Origin of the sequence: Streptomyces sp. NPDC005962, assembly GCF_040629205.1 — a bacterium.
Taxonomy (GTDB): Bacteria; Actinomycetota; Actinomycetes; order Streptomycetales; family Streptomycetaceae; genus Streptomyces.
Window position 1 is genome coordinate 56109 of record NZ_JBEXVE010000043.1, and the last position, 18824, is coordinate 74932.

Sequence of the window (18824 nt, forward strand, 5' to 3'; positions counted from 1 at the left end):
GCCCGGCGGTTTTCGGGGCGGCGGCGGATGGTAGGCCTTCGACACCAGCACGATGGCCGAGGAGAGCACCACATGAGTGTCGCGCCCAGTGATTCCGTCGCCTTCAAGCCCTTCGCCTCCGCCCCAGGTGAGGCGAGCACCGACCGGGTCTCGGCGATCCGGCTCTCCCTGGTGTACCTGCCGCTGCACGCGCCCATCAGCGACGCCAAGGTGCTGACCGGCAGGCAGAAGCCGCTCACCGAAGTGGCCTTCCTCTTCGCGGAGATCAGGACCGAGGGCGGCCATCAGGGGCTGGGCTTCAGCTACTCCAAGCGGGCCGGTGGGCCCGCGCTGTACGCCCACGCCCAGGAGATCGCGCCCGAGCTGATCGGCGAGGACCCCAGCGACACCGGCCGGCTGTGGAACAAGCTGGTGTGGGCGGGCGCGTCCATGGGCCGCAGCGGAGCCGCCGTGCAGGCGGTCGCCGCGTTCGACATCGCGCTGTGGGACCTCAAGGCCCGGCGTGCCCGGCTGCCGCTGGCCAAGCTGCTGGGCGCCCACCGGGACGCGGTCAGCGTCTACAACACCTCCGGCGGTTTTCTCTCCACGCCCATCGAACAGGTGCTGGAGAACATCGACCTGGCCCGCTCCCGGGGCGTCGCGGGGATCAAGCTCAAGGTGGGCTCGCCGGACTGGCGTGTGGACCTCGCCCGGGTGGAGACCGTACGGGAGCATCTGGGAGACGGCGTTCCGCTGATGGTGGACGCCAACCAGCAGTGGGACCGGATCACCGCGACCCGGGTCGGCCGGGTGCTGGAGAAGTTCGACCTGACCTGGATCGAGGAGCCGCTCGACGCGTACGACGCCGAGGGGCACGCGGCCCTCGCCGCCACTCTGGACACCCCCATAGCCACCGGCGAGATGCTGACCAGCGCGCATGAGCACGCGGCGCTGATCGAGGCGGGCTCCTCCGACTTCGTGCAGCCCGACGCCCCGCGGGTCGGCGGCATCACCCCGTTCCTGCAGATCATGACGCTCGCCGACTACAAGGGCCGCAGCCTCGCCCCGCACTTCGCGATGGAGATCCACGTCCATCTCTCGGCGGCCTACCCGCGCACCGCGTGGGTCGAGCACTTCGAGTGGCTGGAGCCGCTGTTCAACGAGCGGCTGGAGCTGAGCGACGGCCGCATGGTCATCCCGGACCGCGCCGGTCTCGGCCTCTCGCTCAGCGATCAGGCGGCGGCCTGGACGAAGGAGGCGGCCCGCTTCGGCGAAGGCGCCTGAGCGGACGCCCGGGGCTGCCCTGGAGCGGATACCCGGGGCCGCCCTGGAGCGGATACCCGGGGCTGCCCGGGGTTGCCCAGGGCGTACCCGGGCTTCAGGCGGCGATGCTCAGCGCCGCCGCATGCGCCTCCAGACGCTCGGCGGTCAGCGCGGTGGCCGCCGCGTCGTCGCGCGAGGTGGCGGTGACCAGGGCCCAGCCCGCCAGGGTGTGGGCGCGCTGGTGGAGGGCGGCGACATGGGCCGGGTCGGCGTCGGCCGTGGTGGGGGCGGCGCGCAGCGGGGCGCGGCCGTCGCGCAGCCGTACGACCTGGTCGGCAAGGTGCTCGGCGGCCTCGTCCAGGGCCGGGCCCGGGGTGAGGGTGCGCAGTTCGTCGGTCACGGTCAGCAGCGCGGTCAGATGTCCGGCGAGCCGGATGTCCAGCTCCTCCTCGCGGGAGCGATGCGGGAAATCCGGCTCGGGCGCGGCCATGGTGTGGACCGACTTGGTGCGGATCGGCTCGTACATGGAGGGCCTCCAAACGTTCAGGAGGCCATCCTAACTTAGACGCAGTCTAAAGTTGAGCCCTCTACAGACATCCGGCCACGGAAATCCGGCCCGGCGGCGGGTCAGGGCTGGCTGTATCCGTCGAGGAAGTTCCCGATCCGGGTCACCGCTTCGGCCAGGTCCTTCTTCGCCGGGAGGGTGACGATGCGGAAGTGGTCCGGTTCCGGCCAGTTGAAGCCCGTGCCGTGCACGATCATGATCTTCTCGGCCCGCAGCAGGTCGAGCACCATCTGCCGGTCGTCCTTGATCTTGTAGACCTTGGGGTCCAGCTTCGGGAACGCGTACAGCGCGCCCTTCGGCTTCACGCAGCTCACGCCCGGGATCTGGGTCAGCAGCTCGTACGCCGTGTCGCGCTGCTCCAGCAGCCGCCCGCCCGGGAGCACCAGGTCGTTGATCGACTGACGGCCGCCGAGGGCGGTGGCCACCGCGTGCTGTGCGGGCATGTTGGCGCACAGCCGCATGTTGGCCAGGATCGTCAGCCCCTCCAGATAGCTGGAGGCGTGGGCCTTGGGGCCGCAGACCGCGAGCCAGCCGCTGCGGTAGCCCGCGACGCGGTAGGCCTTGGAGAGCCCGTTGAACGTCAGCGTCAGCAGGTCCGGGGCGATGACGGCGGTCGGGGTGTGGGTGGCGTCGTCGTAGAGGATCTTGTCGTAGATCTCGTCGGAGCAGATGATCAGCTGGTGGCGGCGGGCGATGTCGGTGATGCCGCGCAGCACCTCTTCGCTGTAGACGGCGCCCGTCGGGTTGTTCGGGTTGATGATGACGATCGCCTTGGTGCGGTCGGTCACCTTGCGCTCGATGTCGGCGAGGTCCGGCAGCCAGTCCGCCTGCTCGTCGCAGCGGTAGTGGACGGCGGTGCCGCCGGCGAGCGAGACCGAGGCGGTCCACAGCGGATAGTCGGGGGAGGGGACGAGGACCTCGTCGCCGTCGTCCAGCAGCCCCTGCATCGACATCTGGATCAGCTCGGAGACGCCGTTGCCGAGGAAGACGTCCTCGACGTCGAGGTGGATGCCCTGGGTCTGGTAGTGCTGCATCACCGCGCGCCGGGCGGAGAGCAGCCCCTTGGCGTCGCCGTAGCCATGGGCGTCGCCGAGGTTGCGCAGCATGTCCTCGAGGATCTCCGGCGGGCAGTCGAAGCCGAAGGTGGCCGGGTTGCCGGTGTTGAGCTTGAGGATGCGGTGCCCCGCTGCCTCCAGTCGCATCGCCTCCTCAAGGACCGGGCCACGGATTTCGTAGCAGACGTTGGCGAGCTTCGTGGACTGGATCACCTGCATGTCGGCCACCTTACGGCGGCGTATCCCGCCACGCTCGGTGTTTTTCACCACGTGGACGGTGTACGGGAGGGGGTGCGGGAGCGCTCCCCGGCCGCGCCGAGCGCATCGCGCCCCCTCCGCGCCGGTCGATAACAAGTGTGTTAACCCCGTTAATTTCCGCGAACGAAGGGTTGGCCTGGCGGGAACGGGTGGCTATCGTTCACGCACCTCACCCAATCGTTCAGCCGAACGAATCGCGTCGGCGCGCTGAGCCGAAGGGGCGCGACCGAGACGCCCCCGAGGCGAACCGGGCCTCGAACCGAAGGTGCCCCCGTCCATGTCCGAGACCTCCCTCCGAACAGACCCCGGAGTGTCCGGGATACCGCGGCGGTCGGTGCTGGCCGCCGCGGCCGCGGGCGGCGGTGCCCTCGCCGGGTCCGCCCTCCTGACCGGCTGCTCGGGCGCCGCGTCCGCGTCCCCGGCCGAGGCCGTGCCCAGCCGCGGCCCCGCCGGACGCCCCGACCGCGGGGGCACCCTGCGCATCGCCCGGCCGCCCGCCTCCGACGCCGAGACCCTGGACCCGGCGAGCGCGCTGTCCGCGTACGAATACCTCGGCGCCCTCTACAACCGGCTCGTCCGGGTCGGCGAGGACGGCAAGGTCGCCCCCGACCTCGCCGAGTCCTGGGAGCCCGACGACGCGGCGCGCACCTGGACCTTCCGGCTCCGCCGCGGCGTCACCTTCCACGACGGCTCCGCCTTCACCTCCGCCGACGCCGCCTACACGCTGCGGCACATCCTGGCCACCGCGACGGCCTCCCCGCAGGGCCCGGTGCTCGCCCCGCTCGTCGACCCGAAGAAGCTGCGTACCCCCGACCCGCACACCCTCGTGATCCCGCTGAAGAGCCCGCACGCCGAGTTCCCCAGCCTGCTCACGCACTACAACTGCTACGTCGTCCCCGACGGCAGCGCCAAGTCCATCGGCCGCACCGGCATCGGTACGGGCCCCTTCAAGCTGGTCTCCTTCACCTCCGCCGGACCCGGCCGGGTCGTGGCGTACGGGGACCACTGGGCCGGGCGCCCGGTGCTGGACGCCATCGACTTCTTCTCCGTCGCCGATATGCAGGCGCGGGCCAACGCCCTGCTCGCCGGGCAGGTCGATCTGCTCTCCCAGACCAACCTCGACTTCGCCACCGCCCGTGTCGTCGCCGCCTCCAGCCGCGCCACCATCGCCCGCTCCAAGAACGCGCAGTGGTACGTGCTGCCGATGCTCACCACCGAGAAGCCCTTCACCGACGTGCGCGTCCGGCAGGCCATGAAGCTCGCCTACGACCCCGAGCACATCCGGCGGGTCGCCCTCCAGGGCGCGGGCACGCTCGGCTGGGACAACCCCGTACCGCCGAACGACCCCACCCACATCGGCGCCCACCCCGCCCACGACCCCGAGCAGGCGCGCCATCTGCTGAAACGGGCCGGGCACGAGGGCCTGGCGGTGGACCTCTACACGTCCTCCTACGACCCGATCTTCACGCCCATGGCCCTCGCCTACCAGGAGTCCGCGGCCCGCGCCGGTATCCGGGCCCGGGTCAAAACCGCGGCCGCCGACTCGTACTACACCCAGATCTGGATGAAGAAGCCGCTCATGGCCACCTACTGGTACACCGGGCGCCCCGTCGACCAACTCCTCAACCAGGTCTTCCGCAGCGGCTCCTCCTACAACGAGACCGCCTGGTCGGACAAGGAGTTCGACGCGCTCCTCGACCGGGCCCGCCGCGAGACCGACGAGGGCCGCCGCCGCGAGCTGTACGGGCAGGCGCAGACCCTGGTGATCGAACGGGGCGGGGCGATGACCCCGATGTTCGCCGACCGGCTCACCGGCATCTCCCGGAAGGTGCGCGGCTACGCCGAGCACGGCTTCGAGTTCGACTACCTCGGCATCGGCCTGAAGGGGGCGTGAGAGGCGTGTTCACCTTCATCGTCCGCCGCGTCGTCGCCGCGTTCGGCACCCTGCTGCTCTCCTCCGTGATGGTCTTCCTGGCCGTCCAGGCGCTGCCCGGCGACGTCGCCACCCAGGTGCTCGGCAAGGACGCCACCCCCGACGCGGTCGCCGCGCTGCGCAAGCAGATGGGGCTCGACCAGCCCGCCTGGGAGCGCTATTTCGACTGGATCAAGGGCGCCCTGCACGGCGACTTCGGCACCTCGCTGGTCACCACCAAGCCGGTGGGCGGCGAGGTCGCCCAGTACCTTGGCAACTCCGCCCTGATCGCCGTCGTCACCGTCCTCTTCGCGGTCACCGGCTCGCTCGTCCTCGGCGTCCTCGCCGGGCTCTACCGCGACCGCTGGCCCGACCATGTGATCTCCACGGTCAGCCTGGTCGGGATGTCCATCCCCGAGTTCGTCGTGGCCACCCTGCTGGTGCTCGCGTTCTCCGTCACCGTCCCCGTGCTGCCCGCCGTGGTGCTGTACGGGCCGGGCGCCGGGGTCGGGCAGCTGCTCCCCGCCGTCTGGCTGCCCGCCGCGTCGCTCGCGATCGTGATGGCCGCGTACATCGTGCGGATGGCCCGTACGTCGGTCATCGACGTCATGGCGAGCGAATACGTCACCACCGCCCGCCTCAAGGGGCTGTCCACCTGGCGCGTGGTCACCCGGCACGCGCTGCCCGGCGCCCTGCTGCCCACCCTCCATGTGATCGCGCTCAACGTGGCGTGGCTGGTGGGCGGCGTCGCCGTCGTCGAGAACGTCTTCAACTACCCCGGCATCGGCAAGCTGCTCCTCACCTCCGTGCAGAACCGCGACCTGCCCGTCATCCAGGCCATCGCCCTCATCAGCGCGGTCGTCTACGTCATCTGCAACCTCGCCGCCGACCTCGGCTCCATGGCCCTCAACCCCAAGCTCCGCACCCGAGGAGGGAGTGTCCGATGAGCGTGCTGAAGACGCCTGCCGAGGCACCCGTTCCCGCGCCGCCGCCCGCCCGGTCGGGGGCTCCCGGCGCCGCCGCCCGCGTCTGGCGCACCATACGCACCTCCCGCCCCGCCGCCATCGGGCTCGCGATCGTCGCCGTCCACCTCGTGATCGCGCTGCTCGCCCCGCTGCTCACCCCGTACCACCCCACCACCGGCGACGCCGCGCACGCGCTGCTCGGGCCGAGCGCCGACCACTGGGCGGGCACCGACCAGTACGGGCGCGACGTGCTGACCCGGGTGCTGTACGGCGGGCGGTACGCGCTCGGCGTCTCCGTCACCGCGACCCTCCTCACGCTCGCGCTGGGCACCGTCCTCGGCTGCGCGGCCGCGCTGCGCGGCGGCTGGCTGGACGACCTGCTGATGCGCGTCCTGGACGCGGTGCTGTCCATCCCCGCGATCCTCGTCCTGCTGGTCATCGTCACCGCGCTGGGCACCGGCTCCGGGGTCATCGTGCTGGCCATCGGCGTCATCTGCGTGCCGCAGGTGGTGCGGGTCGTACGGGGCGCCGCGCTCGCCGTCGTCCCGCAGGACTACGTCACGGCCGCGCGCGCCCGGGGCGAGGGCACCTGGGCGATCCTGCGGCGCGAGGTGCTGCCCAACATCACCGACGTGGTGTGCGTCGAGTTCGCCATGCGCGCCTCGTGGGTCGTGCTGCTGATCTCGTCGCTGTCCTTCCTCGGCTTCGGCGCCGACCCGCCCACGCCCGACTGGGGGCTCATGGTGTCCGAGAACCGCACCGCCATCACCGTCGTGCCGATGGCCAGCCTCGCGCCGATCATCGCCCTGGCCACGCTCGTCGTCGGGCTCAACCTCGCCGCCGACGGGCTCTCCAAGGCGTGGGGCGTCGACCGCATCCGGGAGGGGTCCTGATGAGCGCCATCGTTTCCGTGGCGGGGCTGGGCGTCGCCTATCGTTCGGCCGGACGGGACGTTCCCGTCGTCGACGATGTCTCCTTCGAGCTGCCGCCCGGCCGCACCCTCGCCCTCGTCGGCGAGTCCGGCAGCGGCAAGTCCACCGTCGCCGCCACGCTGCTCGGCCATCTGCGGCACGGTTCGCGGCTCACGGGGGGCACGGTGCGCGTCGACGGGCGGGACGTCTTCGCCCTCCCGGCGCGGGAGCTGCGGCGGCTGCGCGGCGGAACGGTCGCGATGATCGCCCAGAACGCGGGCCAGGCCCTCACGCCCTCCATGCGCGTCGGGCGGCAGATCGCCGAGGCGGGAGGTGCGGTTCCCGTCACCGACCTGCTCGAACAGGTGCGGCTGCCGCGCCCCGCCGAGCTCGCCCGCCGCTACCCGCACGAGCTCTCCGGCGGCCAGCAGCAGCGCGTCGCCATCGCCATGGCCATCGCCACCCGGCCCCAGGTGCTCGTCCTGGACGAGCCCACTACCGGGCTCGACGTCCTCACCCAGCGCTCCGTGCTGGACCTGGTCGGCTCCCTGCGCGACGAACTCGGCCTCGCGGCGGTTCTTGTCAGCCATGACCTGGGCGTCGTCGCGCGGATGGCCGACGAGGTGTGCGTACTCCGGTCGGGCCGGGTCGTCGAAGCCGCCCCCACCCGGCGGCTCTTCGCCGCCCCCGCCGACCCGTACACCCGCCGCCTGCTCGCCAGCGTGCCCCGGCTGACGGACACCGGGCTCGCCCTCGTCGGCGAGGACGGCACGCGGGAGGTCCGTCCCAAGCGGCCGGTGCCGGACGACGCGGCTCCGTCGGTCGACGTACGGGATGTGACGATCGACTACGGCTCGTCCCGGGCCGTCGACGGCGTCTCCTTCCAGGTGCGGCGGGGCGAAGTCCTGGCGCTGGTCGGCGAGTCCGGCAGCGGCAAGTCCACGCTCGCCTGGGCGCTGGCCGGACTGCGGGCGCCCTCGGGCGGTTCGATGGCCCACGAGGCCGGGGACCTGGGCGCGTCCGCGCGGCGGCGTCCGCTCGCGCTGCGGCGCAAGATCCAGCTCGTCTTCCAGAACGCCGATACGTCGCTGAATCCGCGCCGTTCGGTGGGGGACGCGGTGCGGCGGCCCCTGCGCTTCTTCGGCGCCGCGGCCTCGCGTGACGAGGCGGCCTCGCGCGCCCGCCGCCTCATCTCCGACGTCCGCCTCGACCCGGACTTCGCCGACCGGCTCCCCGCGCAGCTCTCCGGCGGCCAGCGGCAGCGCATCGGCATCGCGCGGGCGCTGGCCGGTGAGCCGGATGTGCTGATCGCGGACGAGATCACCACGGCGCTGGATGTGTCCGTGCAGGCCGATGTGCTGCGGCTGCTGGACGATCTGCGCCGGGAGCGGTCGCTGGCCTGCCTTTTCATCAGCCATGACCTGGCGGTGGTGCGGGGGATCGCCGATCGGGTGGTGGTGCTGCGGCACGGCGTGGTGGTGGAGGAGGGGCCCACGGATGCGGTCTTCGCCGCTCCCGGGCACCCGTATACGCGGCAGTTGATGGCCGCCGCGCTGGAGCCCGATCCGGATGCGGTGGCCCCTGCCGGGGCGGCCGACGATTGGGCCGATGCCGCCGAGCCGGGTGAGGTCTGGGACGAGCTGGGCGACGCCCACCGGGTGCGCCGCTGGCGGCCGTCGGATGGTTAGCCCCCACCCCGCCCCTCCCCGAAACCGGGGCGCGGCCCCGGACCCCCGGACGCGGGGGTGCCCCTTGAGGTGTCGTCGCCGGGTGCGGGCCGGTGGCCGGGTTGTGCCCACCCGTTCCTCCCCCAGCTACCGCTGGGAGGTGCCCCCCGGCGGAACGATTGCCCACAACCTGTGGGGTACGTCCGCCCCTTCGGGGAAGCGGGGGCCTGGGGCGGAGCCCCGGTCGGGGCTGCCGGGCTTTGCCCCCGGAGTCGCGGGCTGGGGGTGGTGCGGACGAGTCCGCCTTCGAACCCCTCTGGCGTTTGCGGAGTGGGGGCGGTGCGGACGGGTCCGCCGTCCAGCCTCTCCGGTGTTTGCGGAGTGGGGCCGGGGCAGATGTGCCCCACCTCCAGCCTCGCCGGCGTTCGAGGAGCGGGGTCCGGGGCTGGAGATGCCCCACCTCCAGCCCCTCCGGCGTTTGAGGAGCGGGGTCCAGGGGCGGAGATGCCCCACCCCCAGCCCCTCCGGCGTTTGAGGAGCGGGGGCCGGGGCGGAGCCCCGGTTTTCGGGAAGGGGCGGGGTGGGGGAATGGCCCGCCGCAGGCGTAGACAGCACGCTAGGTAAGGAGACACGTGAGGTACCGCGAATCGTTCGACCGTGAGGTGCGGGTCGAGGACGTATGGATTCCGACCCGCGACGGGACGCGGCTGCACGCCCGGATCTGGCGGCCGGTGGACGCGGCGGCCGCCCCCGTCCCCGCCCTGCTGGAATACCTCCCGTACCGCAAGAGCGACTGGACCGCGCCCCGCGACGCCCAGCGTCACCCCTGGTACGCCGGGCACGGCTACGCCTCCGTACGGGTCGACCTGCGCGGCAGCGGCGACTCCGAGGGCGTGATGCGCGACGAGTACGACGCGACCGAGCTGGCGGACGGCGTGGACGTCGTCAACTGGCTGGCCGAACAGCCGTGGTGCACCGGCAAGGTAGGGATGTTCGGGATCTCCTGGGGCGGGTTCAACTCGCTGCAGATCGCCGCCCTGCGCCCCGAGCCGCTGAAGGCGATCGTCACCGTCTGCTCCGCGGACGACCGTTACGACAACGACGTTCACTACATCGGCGGCGCCGTCCTCGGCATCGACATGCTCGCCTGGGCGGGCACGATGCTGGCGTTCACCGCCCGCCCCCCGCACCCCACCTCCGTCGGCGAGGACCGCTGGCTGCCGATGTGGCGGGAGCGGCTCGACGCGCTGGAGCCGTATCTGCACACCTGGCTCGCGCACCAGGAGCGCGACGCGTACTGGCGGCACGGCAGCGTCTGCGAGGACTACGCGGCGGTCGACGCCGCCGTCCTCGCGGTCGGCGGCTGGGCCGATCCGTACCGGGACACCGTGCTGCGCCTGGTGGAGCACCTCGACGCGCCGGTACGCGGGCTGATCGGCCCCTGGTCGCACCAGTACCCGGACCGGGGACTGCCGCCGGGCCCGGCGATCGGGTTCCTCCAGGAGACGCTGCGCTGGTGGGACCACTGGCTCAAGGACGACGACACGGGCGTCATGGACGAGCCGCTGCTGCGCGCCTGGATCAACGATCCGGTGCCGCCCGCCACCTCGTACGACACCATGCCCGGCCGCTGGGTCGGCGACGACGCCTGGCCCGCCCCGTCCGTGACCTGGGAGACGCGCCCGCTCGGCGGCGGCACGGAACCCGTGATCGTGCGGTCGCCGGCGCACACCGGGCTCGACGCGGGCCGCTACTTCCCGTTCGGCAACGCCACCGATCTGCCGCCGGACCAGCGCGAGGAGGACGGCCGCTCGGTCTGCTTCGACTCGGCGCCGCTGGAGGAGCGGGTGGAGATCCTGGGCCGCCCCCGGGTACGGCTGCGGCTCGACAGCGCGACCCGGCGCGCCCATGTCATCGCGCGCGTCTGCGACGTGGCGCCGGACGGCTCGTCCACCCTCGTCACCCGAGGGGTGCTCAACCTGATGTCGCGGCACGGCCGGGACAAGGCCGTGGAGTGGGAGCCGGGGCGTGACGAGGACGTCGAGTTCGAGCTGAACGGGACCGGCTACGCCTTCCCGCCCGGCCACCGCGTCCGGGTCGCCGTCTCCGACGCGTACTGGCCGTGGGTCTGGCCGCACGGCGAACGCGGACAGCTCACCGTACGGCCCGCGGAGAGCGCGCTGCTGCTGCCGGTACGGGACCCGTCCGGGGACGCCTCGCGCGCGCCGATCGTCTTCGAGGAGCCCGAGCAGGCCCCGCCGCTGGCCGTGACCGTGGAGACGCCCGCCGAGCCCCGCCCCGAACGCGTCGTCACCCACGACGTCGCCACAGGGGAGTGGGTGCTGGACGTGGACCCCAACTACGGCGGTTCGCGAACGTATCCGGACGGCCTGCGGTACGAGGAGAGCGCCCGCGAGACCTACCGCATCCGCTCCGGCGACCCGCTGTCGGCCGTGGCAAGCTCGCGGTGGACCATCCGGCTGCGGCGCGACGGCTGGGACGCGGAGATCCACACCACGACCGAACTGCGCGCCACGGCGGAGGAATTCATCATGGACAGCAGCGTCGAAGCACGGGCGAACGGAGAGACAGTGGCCAACCGCGCATGGCAGCACACCATCCCGAGGACATCCGCGTGACACCCTCGTCCGAGCGCCCCTCCGAACGCCGCCCCGCCCGCCGCGCCGTCGCCGCCTCGGCCCGTACCCGGCAGCCGACCGAGGTACGGCGCCGACTGATCGTGGAGGCCGCCGTTCCGCTGATCGCGGAGCGGGGCACCGCGGGGGTCGGGGTGCGCGAGGTCGCCGCCGCGGCGGGGGTCTCGGTCGGCACCGTCACGTACCACTTCGACAGCGTGCAGGAAGTCCTCTCCGAGGCGATGGTCCTGCACATCGAGCGCTACTACGCCGCCCTCACCGAGACCGCCGACCACGCCACCAGCGGCGCGGAGGGGCTGTGGCTGCTCATCGACGCGCTCTTCACGGACGACACGGACCGGCACTGGCGGATGTGGTTCGACTACTGGAACGCGGGCGAGCGCGACGAGACGTTCGCCCGCGGGGCGGCCGAGCGGTACGAGAGCTGGCACGGCGAGATCCGGTCGCTGGTGGAGCGGGGCTGCGCCGAGGGCGACTTCCGCTGCGCCGACCCGGCCGACTTCACCTTGCGCTTCTCGGCGCTGGCGGATGGGCTGGCGTTGCGGCGGCTGCGGCAGGTCCCGGCCCTGAGCGTCGAGGACGCGCGACGGCATCTGCGGCGCTTCGCGGAGGCGGAGCTGGGCGGCTGAGCGGGCGCCTGGGCGGCGCGGGCTCACTTGCCCTGGACCGGCGGGCAGTAGCCGGTGTCCGAGCCGATGCTGTTGATGGTGGCGTTGTCGCGGGGGTCGTCCGCGTAGTTGATCTGGTCGGTGCACTTGGTGTTGGGGTCCGCGGGGGTGCCCTTCGACGCGCTGCCCTTCTCGGGCTCCGGGCAGGTCCCGGTGTCCTCACCGATGGAGTTGATGGTGGCGTTGTCCCGGGGGTCGCCCGCGTAGTTGATCTGGTCGGTGCACTTCATGCCGGACTTCTTGGCGGTGCCCGACGACGTGTCGTTGGCGGAGCCCCCGGTCTCGCCCTTGGTACCGGAAGATTGCGGGGCACTCGCGGAGGCGGACGAGTGGGTCGGGGACGACGAGGCGGCGTCGTTGCCCTGACAGGCCGTGAGCCCGAGCGCCGCGACGGCGATCACCATGGCGGCGGAAGCCTTGCGGGCGGTGCGGGAGCGGCGAAGCGTGGCGGTGTGCGACATGTTCTTGTCCGTTTTTCTCTCATCGCTCGAAGTGGTGCTTCGGGCTCGTGAGAACAAGACTGTCGGCCGCCGCTGTCGAACCGCCGCCGTACCGCTAACGTCCGGCTAACGCTCCCGGACGCATGGCATGAGTGCCTGCCCGGGAGAGCCGGCGCGCCTCGCGGGCCCCGCACCGGAAGGCCAGGTCCTACCTGGCTGTGTGCACCCCTGCCGACCTCCCGGTGGCGATCGGAGGCGTCGACTACCAAGCTTCCGAGGGAGCTGGAACCTTGTGGCAGCGGATCAGGAGCGTGGCTTGCGCAGGGCAGAACTCGCCGTGGAGGAGAATTCGATTCCATCCGCACTTCTTGGAGGTCTTGATGCGTACGGGCGTCATTGTCGCCGCGCACCCCGGTGTGGAGGACCTCGCCGTGCGGGCCGAGGAGTTGGGCTTGCGCAGCTTCTGGGTCTACGACACCCCGATGGTCCACGGTGACCCCTTCGTCGCCTTGAGCCTGTGTGCGAAGGCCACCAGCCGCATCAGGCTCGGCATCGGCGTGACCTCACCGGCGCTGCGCTCGGCCCCGGCCACCGCGAGCGGGCTGGCCAGCCTCAATGCCCTGGCACCGGGCCGGATCATCTGCGGGGTCGGCACCGGAAACACCGCCCGGCGCACCCTGGGCATGCGGCCGACCACGGCGGACAGGCTGGAGAACTTCACCGCCGCACTGCAGGACCTGTGCGCCGGACGTTCGACGGAGTATCGCGAAGGTGACCGGGTCCGCGACATCCGGTTCCTGCACGCCGGGGCGCACGTGCACACCGCCGACCCGATCGAGTTCGTCGTGGCCGCGCTGCGCGGACCGGAGGCCGCCGCCGTCGCCGGCCGCCGCGGCACCGGCCTCATCTCCGTCGGCCTGCTGGACCCCACCGCCTGGCACGCGCTGCACGACGCCCGCCGCCACGCCGCCCAGGCCACGCCCCATGACCCCGCCTCCCACACGGACTCCTACGTGGTCACCTCGCTCCACCTTCTCGACGAGGACGAGGACCCCCACGGCGACCCGGCCCGGGACGCCACGGGCCACCTCGTCATGTCATTCCTGGCCTTCGCCGCCGACACACCCGCCTTCGCCGAGCAACTCGGCCCTGAGGAAGGCGAGGCGGTGCGGCGGCTCCTCGACCGGCGCGGCACCACCTCCACCGCACCGGACCGGCACACCAAGCTCTACCCCAACTACCTCGGACGCATCGCACCTCAGGACCGCGACCTGGTCCTGCCCTCGTTGATGAACACCCTGGCCCTGGTCGGGACCCGCGACGACCTCCGCACCCGCATCACCGCCCTGGAACAGGCCGGAATCGACGAACTCCTCATCCAGCCGGTGATCGACCCGCCCGCCGAGATGGCCCGGTTCGCGAAACTCCTCACCTGAGCGGATGACTGCGGTGGCGGTCGCCCGGTGCATTGCGGGCGCCTGGCAGCCGTGGTTGGCTCGCCCGGTGAATCTTCTGTTGACGGCGAGTGGCCTGCGTAACGCGACGTTGCGGGATGCATTGCGGGACCTGCTGGGAAAACCGTTCGAGTCGGCGAACGTCGTGTACGTTCCCACGGCATCCGTCGCCGAGCCCGGTGACCACGGGTGGGTCGTCGCGGATATGAGCCGGCTGCACGGCCTCGGCTGGCGGGAGTTCGACATCCTGGAGTTGAACGGACTGCCTCGGCAGATGGTGCTTGACCGGCTGCTGCACGCCGACGTCGTTTATGTCGGGGGCGGCAGTCACTACCATTTCGCGCGCAGCATTACCGGCAACGGTCTGGCCGAAGGCTTCCTGGAAGCCCTGGAGAGCCGCGTCTATGTGGGGGTGAGCGCTGGATCGATGATCTTCAGCCGGAATCTCACCGAACATTCCGCCGACGTCATCGGGGATGCTGCGGACCTGCACGTGCTCGGCGCCACCACGGTGGAGCCGCCGTTCGGTCTCTTCGACTGGTATCTGAAGCCGCACCTGTACTCGCCGGACTTCCCGGAGCGGGACGACGCCTGGGCTGATCGCATCGTCGAGCGGGCAGACTTCCCGATCTATTTCATCGACGACGACACGGCTATTCGCGTCAGTGACGATGAAGTGGACGTCATCTCCGAAGGCCGGTGGCGGTTTCATCCGTGAGCCACACGGCGGGAGTACGTCATGGAGATCACCGTCCAGTGGATACGGACATCCTGGACGAAGGAGTCCCGGGGAGGAGAGGCTGCCTCGCGCAGGAACGGCACCCCGATCGGCTTCGCTCTCCCACCTGTCGAGACCACCACCTTCGCCCACGTGATTCGCATGCAAGAGCGTGACGGCTTCAAGCCCTATGCCACCCAGGAAGACCCCGCCAAAGTCGATGTCCAGCTCCGGGAAGCCGACGGACGACTGCGGGTCTTCCCGCGAGTCCAGCCCTTGTTTTCCCTGCCACCCCGGCCGCGACGGCCCCCGGCAGTGCGACTCGCCCCCGGCCAGTGGGTGCGCTGGCAGCTCAACTACCGCTTCAGCAGTGCACTGGGGATCCGGGGATGGTCGTACTGGCTGGATACGTTCAACATCGCCTACGGCCCGGTCAGCACCGATGTGTTCCTGTCCTCGCCCACTGTGTTCATCGACGAACAAGGGCCGCTCCGATAACCCTGTCCTGAGAGCTCGTAACACGATCTTGTGGATGTGCACTGGTGGGGCGTGCCTTAAAGCTCGTAACGCGATCACGATCCGGTCTTCTTGAGACGTCCACGCACGCGCGGGGCGTCGGCGGTGCGCGCCCCGAGGGCGCGAAGTCCTTCGGGGCGCGCGGCAGGGCCGGTTCAGGCGTTGTAGCCACCGTGGGCGTCCAGCACCGCGCCCGTGACGTACGACGCGGCGGGGCTCGCCAGAAAGGCGATCGCCGCGGCGATTTCTTCGGGGTGACCCATACGTTGCAGGGACAGCGAGCTGACCAGGGCCTTGAGGGTCTCGGGGTCCGGCGCTTCCATGCCGCCGTCCATGATTCCGGCCTCCACGACGTTGGCCGTGATGCCCCGGGGTCCGAGGTCCCGTGCGACCCCCATGGTGTACCTCTCGATCCCTGACTTGGTCGCCGCGTAGTCGGCAGCTCCCGGGACACCGACCCGGGAGCCCACTCCGGAACTCACCGTGACGATGCGGCCGCCCGCGCGCAGCACGCGGGAGGCGGCCCGGATGACGGCGATCACGCCGAGGTAGTTGGTGGCGTGCATCCGGTCCAGTGCGGCAGTGTCGGCGGCAGGGTCGTCCACCGTGCCACCCGCGGAGATCGCCGCGTTGTTGACGAGGATGTCCAGGCCGCCGAAGTGCGCGACCACGTCGTCGATCAGCGCCGGCGCCCGACTCATGTCCGCCTGGTCGGACTGGAAGGCGACGGCCTTCGCTCCCTTGCCGCACACCTCGTCGACGACAACCTGTGCCTGCTTCTCGGAGCTGACATAGGTGAAGGCGACGTCAGCGCCCTGCTCGGCCAGCAGTCGTACGGTCGCGGCTCCCAACCCGCGCGACCCCCCGGTGACCAGGGCGACCTTGCCCGTGAGTGGCTTGCTCATGCTTCCCACCTCGTTGGTTGATGCTTCCCGGCAGTCGCAACACTAATTGTTACGACAGCTTGTTGCAACCTTAGTTGTTACGACTCTGCTGTCGTAACATGAAGTGTTGCGGCCGAGAGGAGGGGTTCATGAGTGCCAACAGCAGGTTGACCATTGCCGCCCATGCGCTGGCCTGGATCGGTCTCTACCAGCGCCAGGGCCATGAGGTCGCTACCTCCGAGCAGATCGCGACCAGCGCGAACACCAACCCCGTGGTGATCAGGCGGCTGCTCGGCGAGCTGCGCAGGGCCGGGCTCGTGGAGTCCCGGCGGGGCGTGGGCGCGGGCTGGTCGCTGGCGCGCGAGCTGGGGTCGATAACGCTGCTCGACGTGTACGAGGCAGTGGAACCCGGCCCGCTGTTCGCGATGCACCGCACCACCCCGGACCAGGGATGCGTGGTGGGTTACGGCATCCAGCCGGCGATGCAGGGCATCTACGAGGGCATCGAGGAGACCCTGAGACACGAACTGGCCCGGGTCACGCTCGCGAACGTACTCCGGGACGTACTCGCGGCACCTCGCTAGCCTCCCCGTTACGCCCTGACATCACCAAGATCCCCGTCCATGTTCAGGCCGGCGAATAGCCTGGCAACCAGTCACGCCAAAGACCGTTGAAGTGGTGCTGATCGAGCCGCTGCTGCCGCCCTGGCCGGCGATCTCGACTGGTCCCGCGCGTGCGTGGACGGCTCCCACGTCCGCGCGAAAAAGGGGTGCCGATACTGGTCCGTCGCCGGTCGACCGGCGGAAGACGGGCAGCAAACACCACCTGATCTGCGACGGACGCGGCACCCGTTCAAGGTCGCCCTGGTCGATGGCATCCCACCCGTGGCCGGACGGCCCGGCCGTCCGCGCCGCCACCCCGACTCACTCCTCGGTGACAAGGGCTGGTGATCTCTCACCATGCGAATTGTGGACGCAGTGGCAGGGCGCGCATGACGGCTTGGTGTCTTCGCCCGTCTGGTCGGCATCACTGTCGTCATCGTGTGTGGGCAAGCGTTCGCCCCGGCTCTCCGCGACGCGCAGTGCGTCGCGCAGCGCTTCGCACAGCCGCTCCGCGAGGAAGCGGACTTCCCGGACGTCGGCCTTCCGGTCATTCAGCAGCGCGCGGGCGTGGCCGAGGAGTTCGGCGCCCATGGACAGCTGAAGGTCCTCGACCTCATCCGCCCTGCGGCTCAACCGGCTGCTGCTGCCGTCCGTTGACAGGAAACATGGCTTGCCTTCGGGGCTTGACCACGGCAGTAGCCGTAGACCGTTTGTCGCGGTCACCGCTTCACCTCCGCGAGCGCGTCGTGAACAGCCCATCCGAGTGCATGCACATTTTCATTTCTCATCAGGACAGGATTCGACGCAGGCTGGTGCGAGATCGATACCTGAGAGGTAATCTCACCGTGGGATGGTTCTTCATCCCACGGTGGAAGCGGGAGGGTCATGTCGACGGTGCTGGTGCCCATCGAACTGCCCGAGTGGGCCTGGCAAAGAGCTGAAGTACGCAAGGCGCTGCGCGGGCGCGATGTAGGGGCGGTCTTTCGGCGCGTCCAGCAATACGGCGGGGTGAGCCAGGCCAGGATCGCGGCGGCTGTGACCATGACCCAGGCGCGGGTGAACGAGATCATCAACGGCAAGAGGGAGGTCACTCGGCTTGACGTGTTCGAACGAATCGCGGACGGGCTGGGCATGCCGGATGATGCTCGGCAGTTGATGGGCCTTGCGGCGATACGCCAAGGGAGAGGCGGCGATAGGGCGTTCGCCTTGGCAGCCTTTCCGGAGGTCGTACACGTGTACGCTCGTCAGGTTGCCGCGTCGGAGGACATCAAGCAGCTCGCGGCTTCGGCGGAAGAACTGGACGTGCTCGCCGTGCGTGGCCTCGGGCTCATTGGGCTGAAGGATTCACTTCTCCGCGCTTCCCTCGCCCGACCGGTAGGGCGGCGGCCTCGCGTACGAGTCTTGCTGCTCGACCCTGAATCCCCGGCTTTGGTCGAGCGGGCAGCGGAGATTGGTGAGTCTCCCGAATCACTGGCAGCAGGCATTGCGCTCTCTGAAACGCGACTACGCGAACTCTCCGATGTCTGCGACCTGCGCCTGTATCGATATGACATGCGGCCGACCTGGCGCGTTATCCGCGTAGATGACACCATGTTCGTTTCGACCTTCGACGTCGGCTGGGAAGGGCATGAGTCGGCTGCCTACAAGGTCGTGGAAGGGCCACAGGGCCCCCTGTTCCGGGGATTCCAGCGAATGTTCGAGTCCATGGTCAATGACGGAATTCGTGTCATCTGAACGGAGGGAGTAGACCTTGATCGAGGCCGAGCTGAAAGCGCGAGTTCGTGATCCTGAATCCGTAAGCATGCGGCTGGACCGGCTCACGGATGCGCGGATCGAGGTGTACCAGGACACCTACTACGATGCTCCTTCGGGAGACCTCGGGGCGCAGGACCGGGAGTTGCGGGTCCGGACCATTCGCGGAGACGATTCAAGTCGATCCGTGCTCACGTACAAGGGCGCCCGCGTCGATGAAGGGTCAGGGTCGAAGCCGGAACACGAAACGCGTGTCGAAGACCCTGACGCCGTCGGTGCCATACTTCGAGGTCTCGGTTTCGTTCCCGTACTCGCGTTTCAGAAGCGATGCGTGAACTACGACTTCAGCCTCCGTGGTCGGCATGTGCTGGCCACCCTGGTGCAAGTGCCGGAGATCGAGGGCACGTTCCTGGAGGTCGAGACCCTGGTCCAGGAGGATCGCGAGCTATCGGCTGCCCTTGCCGATGTACGCTCGATTATTTCGGAGCTGGGCATCCCCGAGAGCGACCTGACGACAGAGCTTTACACCGACGCCGTCTCGGCCCACCGCACCTGAAG

General features: G+C 70.4%; 18 protein-coding genes and 2 pseudogenes. 15 read left to right on the forward strand and 5 right to left on the reverse strand.

Translation table 11 applies throughout. The annotated features are described in order from the left end of the window. Positions 1-72: 72 nt before the first annotated feature. Positions 73-1263 (forward strand): mandelate racemase/muconate lactonizing enzyme family protein, encoded by a 1191-nt coding sequence (locus ABZ370_RS40920; protein ID WP_358632599.1) that lies wholly within the window; start codon positions 73-75, stop codon positions 1261-1263. A gap of 94 nt (positions 1264-1357) precedes the next feature. On the opposite strand, the gene ABZ370_RS40925 is transcribed toward ABZ370_RS40920, so the two are convergent. Together ABZ370_RS40925 and ABZ370_RS40930 are read right to left on the reverse strand one after the other, a co-directional pair. Continuing rightward, positions 1358-1768, reverse strand: coding sequence for a hypothetical protein (locus ABZ370_RS40925; RefSeq protein ID WP_358632602.1), 411 nt, complete (start codon positions 1766-1768; stop codon positions 1358-1360). A 101-nt stretch (positions 1769-1869) separates the two neighbouring features. Next, positions 1870-3081 carry a pyridoxal phosphate-dependent aminotransferase gene (locus tag ABZ370_RS40930; RefSeq protein WP_358632678.1) on the reverse strand — a complete coding sequence of 404 codons (1212 nt, stop codon included), beginning with the start codon at positions 3079-3081 and terminating at the stop codon, positions 1870-1872. 316 nt (positions 3082-3397) lie between these two features. Here ABZ370_RS40930 and ABZ370_RS40935 point away from each other — a divergent pair, with 316 nt between their 5' ends. The 6 genes from ABZ370_RS40935 (at position 3398) to ABZ370_RS40960 (ending at position 11861) form a co-directional block, all read left to right on the forward strand. Next, positions 3398-5014, forward strand: a complete 1617-nt coding sequence (locus ABZ370_RS40935; protein ID WP_358632604.1) for an ABC transporter substrate-binding protein — start codon at positions 3398-3400, stop codon at positions 5012-5014. 5 nt (positions 5015-5019) lie between these two features. Next, on the forward strand, positions 5020-5979 hold the full coding sequence (locus ABZ370_RS40940) for an ABC transporter permease (protein WP_358632607.1): 960 nt from the start codon (positions 5020-5022) through the stop codon (positions 5977-5979). Then, the gene (locus ABZ370_RS40945; RefSeq protein ID WP_358632610.1) at positions 5976-6890 is read left to right on the forward strand and encodes an ABC transporter permease; all 915 of its coding nucleotides are present in this window, start codon (positions 5976-5978) and stop codon (positions 6888-6890) included. The genes ABZ370_RS40940 and ABZ370_RS40945 overlap by 4 nt, the downstream gene beginning before the upstream one ends. Then, on the forward strand, positions 6890-8596 hold the full coding sequence (locus ABZ370_RS40950) for an ABC transporter ATP-binding protein (RefSeq protein WP_358632613.1): 1707 nt from the start codon (positions 6890-6892) through the stop codon (positions 8594-8596). The genes ABZ370_RS40945 and ABZ370_RS40950 overlap by 1 nt, the downstream gene beginning before the upstream one ends. A gap of 611 nt (positions 8597-9207) precedes the next feature. Next, positions 9208-11214 (forward strand): CocE/NonD family hydrolase, encoded by a 2007-nt coding sequence (locus tag ABZ370_RS40955; RefSeq protein WP_358632615.1) that lies wholly within the window; start codon positions 9208-9210, stop codon positions 11212-11214. After that, positions 11211-11861: a TetR family transcriptional regulator C-terminal domain-containing protein gene (locus ABZ370_RS40960; protein WP_358632618.1), complete on the forward strand. Its 651-nt coding sequence runs from the start codon at positions 11211-11213 to the stop codon at positions 11859-11861. Before ABZ370_RS40955 ends, ABZ370_RS40960 begins: the two co-directional genes overlap by 4 nt. A 23-nt stretch (positions 11862-11884) precedes the next feature. Here the strand turns inward: ABZ370_RS40960 and ABZ370_RS40965 are convergent, their stop codons facing one another. Beyond that, positions 11885-12361, reverse strand: a complete 477-nt coding sequence (locus ABZ370_RS40965; RefSeq protein WP_358632620.1) for a hypothetical protein — start codon at positions 12359-12361, stop codon at positions 11885-11887. Between the two features lie 188 nt (positions 12362-12549). Between ABZ370_RS40965 and ABZ370_RS40970 the strand changes: the two are divergent. The 4 genes and pseudogenes from ABZ370_RS40970 to ABZ370_RS40985 form a co-directional block, all read left to right on the forward strand. Further along, positions 12550-12692: pseudogene (locus ABZ370_RS40970) on the forward strand (GNAT family N-acetyltransferase); the annotation flags it as partial. Between the two features lie 28 nt (positions 12693-12720). Continuing rightward, positions 12721-13776 (forward strand): LLM class flavin-dependent oxidoreductase, encoded by a 1056-nt coding sequence (locus ABZ370_RS40975; RefSeq protein ID WP_358632623.1) that lies wholly within the window; start codon positions 12721-12723, stop codon positions 13774-13776. Positions 13777-13843: 67 nt separating this feature from the next. Beyond that, positions 13844-14512 carry a Type 1 glutamine amidotransferase-like domain-containing protein gene (locus tag ABZ370_RS40980; RefSeq protein ID WP_358632681.1) on the forward strand — a complete coding sequence of 223 codons (669 nt, stop codon included), beginning with the start codon at positions 13844-13846 and terminating at the stop codon, positions 14510-14512. A 21-nt stretch (positions 14513-14533) separates the two neighbouring features. Beyond that, complete coding sequence (locus ABZ370_RS40985) at positions 14534-15010, forward strand: hypothetical protein (protein WP_358632626.1); 477 nt, start codon at positions 14534-14536, stop codon at positions 15008-15010. Positions 15011-15183: 173 nt separating this feature from the next. Here the strand turns inward: ABZ370_RS40985 and ABZ370_RS40990 are convergent, their stop codons facing one another. Then, positions 15184-15933, reverse strand: coding sequence for an SDR family oxidoreductase (locus tag ABZ370_RS40990; RefSeq protein ID WP_358632629.1), 750 nt, complete (start codon positions 15931-15933; stop codon positions 15184-15186). Positions 15934-16061: 128 nt separating this feature from the next. Between ABZ370_RS40990 and ABZ370_RS40995 the strand changes: the two genes are divergently transcribed. Together ABZ370_RS40995 and ABZ370_RS41000 are read left to right on the forward strand one after the other, a co-directional pair. Further along, a complete protein-coding gene (locus ABZ370_RS40995) occupies positions 16062-16496 on the forward strand; it encodes an Rrf2 family transcriptional regulator (protein WP_358632631.1) in 435 nt (144 codons plus the stop codon). A 123-nt stretch (positions 16497-16619) separates the two neighbouring features. Beyond that, positions 16620-16859 (forward strand): annotated as a pseudogene (locus ABZ370_RS41000) (IS5/IS1182 family transposase); the annotation flags it as partial. Here ABZ370_RS41000 and ABZ370_RS41005 read toward each other — a convergent pair. Further along, positions 16836-17237, reverse strand: coding sequence for a hypothetical protein (locus ABZ370_RS41005; protein ID WP_358632634.1), 402 nt, complete (start codon positions 17235-17237; stop codon positions 16836-16838). The pseudogene ABZ370_RS41000 and the gene ABZ370_RS41005 overlap by 24 nt on opposite strands. Positions 17238-17399: 162 nt before the next feature. On the opposite strand from ABZ370_RS41005, the gene ABZ370_RS41010 reads away from it, so the two are divergent. Together ABZ370_RS41010 and cyaB are read left to right on the forward strand one after the other, a co-directional pair. Then, positions 17400-18248 carry a helix-turn-helix transcriptional regulator gene (locus ABZ370_RS41010; RefSeq protein WP_358632637.1) on the forward strand — a complete coding sequence of 283 codons (849 nt, stop codon included), beginning with the start codon at positions 17400-17402 and terminating at the stop codon, positions 18246-18248. A gap of 16 nt (positions 18249-18264) precedes the next feature. After that, the gene (cyaB, locus tag ABZ370_RS41015; protein WP_358632639.1) at positions 18265-18822 is read left to right on the forward strand and encodes a class IV adenylate cyclase; all 558 of its coding nucleotides are present in this window, start codon (positions 18265-18267) and stop codon (positions 18820-18822) included. The last annotated feature ends 2 nt before the right edge of the window (positions 18823-18824 follow it).